General features: G+C 48.6%; 3 protein-coding genes and 1 pseudogene. All 4 read left to right on the top strand.

From position 1 onward, the window contains the following. Positions 1-103 precede the first annotated feature (103 nt). Positions 104-652: a hypothetical protein gene (locus PY650_RS36140; protein ID WP_285884875.1), complete on the top strand. Its 549-nt coding sequence runs from the start codon at positions 104-106 to the stop codon at positions 650-652. Next, positions 645-1,922 (top strand): glycosyltransferase family 2 protein, encoded by a 1,278-nt coding sequence (locus PY650_RS36135; RefSeq protein WP_285884873.1) that lies wholly within the window; start codon positions 645-647, stop codon positions 1,920-1,922. Before PY650_RS36140 ends, PY650_RS36135 begins: the two co-directional genes overlap by 8 nt. After that, on the top strand, positions 1,923-3,359 hold the full coding sequence (locus PY650_RS36130; RefSeq protein WP_285884871.1) for a radical SAM protein: 1,437 nt from the start codon (positions 1,923-1,925) through the stop codon (positions 3,357-3,359). Between the two features lie 261 nt (positions 3,360-3,620). Further along, positions 3,621-3,878: pseudogene (locus PY650_RS36125) on the top strand (transposase); the annotation flags it as partial. Positions 3,879-3,972: the final 94 nt, after the last annotated feature.

Genomic DNA, 3,972 nt, shown 5'->3' with positions numbered 1-3,972 from the left:
CTGCCGAAGCCGAAGAACGTTACTATGCCATGCTGGACGCGCCAGCCATGGCCGCATAACTTAAACCAAACGGCCTCCGGCAAACCCGGCGCGGTTCAATCGTTTGAATCTCCTTCTCCGCGAACGCGGTGAACGTAAACGCATATTTCTGGTGATTGCTGGAGATAAAAATGAAAACTATTCTCACTATATTGAGCTTGAGCGGCTGGCAAAAACGCTGGATATCGTGCAGCACATTAAATTTACCGGACCCTTGCATCACGACTTTATGCCTACTGAAGGCAACGCGTTCACGATAGAGGACTTGTATTACTCTTGTGATCTAGTGTCATTTCTCACCTCCTATGACTACGACAGCTACGGCAACCCTATCGGGGAGGCAATTAGCCAAAAACGCTGCTATATCACCACGAGCTATGAATATTATCACGAGGTGTATGGTCGACACGGATTTGTGGCCCCTATGTTGGAAATCTCAGGCACTCGTGATGAGTTACCCGACCAACGATTTGTCGATGAGGTATTCCTCTTTCTCACAAACAATCAGTTGATGAGGGCCGTTGCGGAGAAGAATTTTCAGCAGGGAAAACGCGTCCTTTCCAACGACCTCTTTGAGGTGTTGAATTTGAAAGGCTGTGAAGAAAATGCGTGACACCACCTTCGTATCAGTTGTGCTTCCAGTCTTTAACGAGGGCACGCGTATCACCTCTGCACTTGAGTCAATTTATCGCCAGAGTACGCTGAGAGAATTGATTACATGCGGCAGTTATGAGCTCATAATCGTAGACAACAATTCGACGGACAATTCCGTAGCGCAAATTAATGCCCTGGCAGCGAAATATTCTTCGGTAGACACACATATTATCGAGGAAAAAGTGCAGGGCGTTTCATCCGCCAGAAAGCGCGGCATGGATTACGCGTCTTTTAGAGCCAAGGCTCGAGATAGCCGACTCGGGACCAGAAATAAGCACTACATCGTTTCTGCTGACGCTGACTGTACGGTCGATGCGTATTGGCTTCATCACCTTATCGACAAAATGGTGAAAGAAGATGGGGACTTGGGAACTTGTAAATACTATTACAACAAAAAAAGTTTTCGTCAGCGTCCCAATCTCTTCAGAGAAATTGAGAAGACATTACGCTGCCGGGATTTCTCTTTTAAGTTATTTGGTGGATTTCCGGATGGTAAAGGTTTTGCCGTAGAGCGGGAATTCTATGAAAAAGTAGGCGGTATTGAAATCTTCTATCAGTTGAACAAGGGTCGCTTCGTTGAACATTTATCGGACGACTGGGATTTCGGTATCAAGGTAGTTGCCTGCGGCGGCAAGCCCGTTTACGCAGAAGAGTCTCGCGTTCAGGTCAACAGCCGACGCATTGATATTATTCTTGATGAGGTGATCACCGGGGCCGCCTATGGCAAGGACGGTCTCATTTTCATGAAGGATGTGCGACCCGACCCCGGTATCGGGAAGAAAATCTTGCGTGACACGACAGAAGAGCAATCTAAACAAGCGTGGTTTTACTCAATAAAAGATTACGTTCCTAAAAATATTATATTGCCTGCGTTATTGAACCCAAAAATCTTGATAGACAATGTCGAAGTTAGGAGCTTCTTTACCGCGCTGGTGGCGGACAGACTGTACCAACGAATTGGTGCAATCAAGCACGAGATGCGCCTTATTGATTTCAAGGCTATTCATTCCTATAAAACTCCATCCTATCGGCTTTATTTTGAGTTTCGCGATGAGATTTTTGCCGCGTTGCGCCGCGCAGTCGGCGATGACGTTGGTTTTCCTCCTGCATTACCTGCCTGCGTTGATAATGTCAGTTCGGCCGATTTTAACCGCTTCGTTTGGTACTTCTGTGAAGATCGCGAATCTGGCGAAGCACATAATTACTTTGCCAACGGAGGGGTATTTTGAATGACCAATGCGATGGCGTCTTTACGCGACCTCGATCCCCAGTATCCAGTGCCTTTAGTCCACGAATTTCTTTCCAGGCCAGAAAATAAGGCATATCTGGACTATACCTACAAAGACCCGTTCGGCTGTCATGTTTTCCCGGGAGATATAGAAGATTACCCACTGTCGTCTTTCTTTGCAGACATGAATAGCGAAATTGCCAGGGCGCCGCAAATTCATCTGTGGGCATACATTCCCTGCTGCCGCTACCGCTGCCACTTTTGCCAGTTTCCGACGATCACTCTCAATCCCCACACAGCGTCTTCACAGGCAGTCATGAAAGATCTGGTTAATCTGAATATTAAAGAAGCCAGACTGTGGCTGGCGAAGGTGCCGAGCCTTGCTGCTGTGGAAGTTGGAGAATTCAATATTTTTGGTGGCACTCCCTCGCTGCTGCCTGAATCCGAGCTGCGTAGATTAGTTGCGTTTTACAAAGACCATTTCAATTTCTTTGCTGCGACGATGCGGTTTGAAGGCGAACCTGGAACGCTGACAAAATCATATCTTTCGTTACTACAGGAGCTTGGTTTCACCAAGGTGAGCTTTGGAGCTCAATCTTTTGACGACCGATTTATTTCTGGTTCTGGTCGTATGCATTCCGCGAAAGAGTGCATTGAGACGATATACGACGCGCGGGAAGTCGGTATTGACTGGGTTAGTGTTGACCTCATCTACGGCATGCTGGGACAGAGCGTAGACGACGTGGGATATGACATGGAGACAACCCGCCAACTGGATCTTTCCCATGTCGTCTGCACCAAGCTGCATCTGGAAGAATTCATGAAAATCCGTACCGGCGTATCTGGGGAGCGTCGAAGTGTATGGCAGAAAGCAGGACTAGGTAATTGCAACAACATGAGCTTTCCTGGTCTGGGAAAGCAATATCAAATGCGCGAGCTGATCGAAAAAAATTTGAAGGGCGCCTATCGTGAACATCCTACCATGTATTTTTATCGACACGATCATCAGCCGGAAAAATGGAAAGGCCTCATTACCGATCTAGACAAGCAGTACCCTGAAATAGCTGTCGGCCTCGGGGGTAGTTCAAAATGCACGAAAGCCGAAGCGATCAATATCACTAGTTACAATGCCTACAAGGGCGCATTGTATGAAGATCGCCTCCCGATCCAGGAATGCCGCGGCATGTCACCGGTTCACCGGGAGGTCACTGCATTTAAAATGGCGCTCTCGACGCTCAGTCCGGTAGATAATGGCATATTCAAGCAACGTTTCGAGGGAAAGAGCTTTTTTGACAACGAAATGATCAATTGCACTTTGAGCGGGCTAGTGGGAAAGTCGCTGGTTGTCATTGAAAGCGATGTCGTAACTCTAACCCCCTATGGCGTCACGCTAGTCGAAGCGATCATCAATACGCAGTTTGCGCCAGCATACAGATAGTATTCTTCATGGCGACGGTATGAGATAATTAGCGCTCTGTCCAGCGAGCGGTCTAACCTCGCAAAATTCCCTAACGTAACGCCTTGAGATCTACAAACAGGATAACGTTCCCTTTAGCGTATCCATCCGAGCACGCCGAGCAGGACCGCGGGATTTTAGAGCGTCGCGCGTGGTAACAGAGCTGGCTCGAGAAATTTGGACAGCAAGGATAAGTGGAATTTCTGCCTGACTTCGGCTTAGATGCCGGGAACAGGAGATACCATGACGAGACGACCGCGCCGGAACCATAGCCCGGCTTTCAAGGCGAAGGTGGCGCTTGCCGCCATTAGGGGCGAACAGACGCTGGTGGAACTATCCCAGCAGTTCGACGTGCACGCTAATCAGATCAAGCAGTGGAAAGACCAGCTCCTTGAGGGCGCGACGGGCGTTTTCGGCGATGAAGCCAAAGCGGAGCCGGCGACTCCGACCGTCGATGTCAAAACCCTGCACGCCAAGATTGGGGAACTGACGTTAGAGAGTAAGCGCGTAGGCCATCCCACGTAGCGCCAGGATGGGAAATCGTTCATTTTCAGCATGAATCATGCTGGGAATCCTATGAGTGAAGATATGAATC

It is taken from the genome of Martinezella calliandrae, assembly GCF_030272695.1.
Lineage (GTDB): Bacteria > Pseudomonadota > Alphaproteobacteria > Rhizobiales > Rhizobiaceae > Rhizobium > Rhizobium calliandrae.
This window is presented reverse-complemented; position numbering and strand designations above follow the sequence as displayed.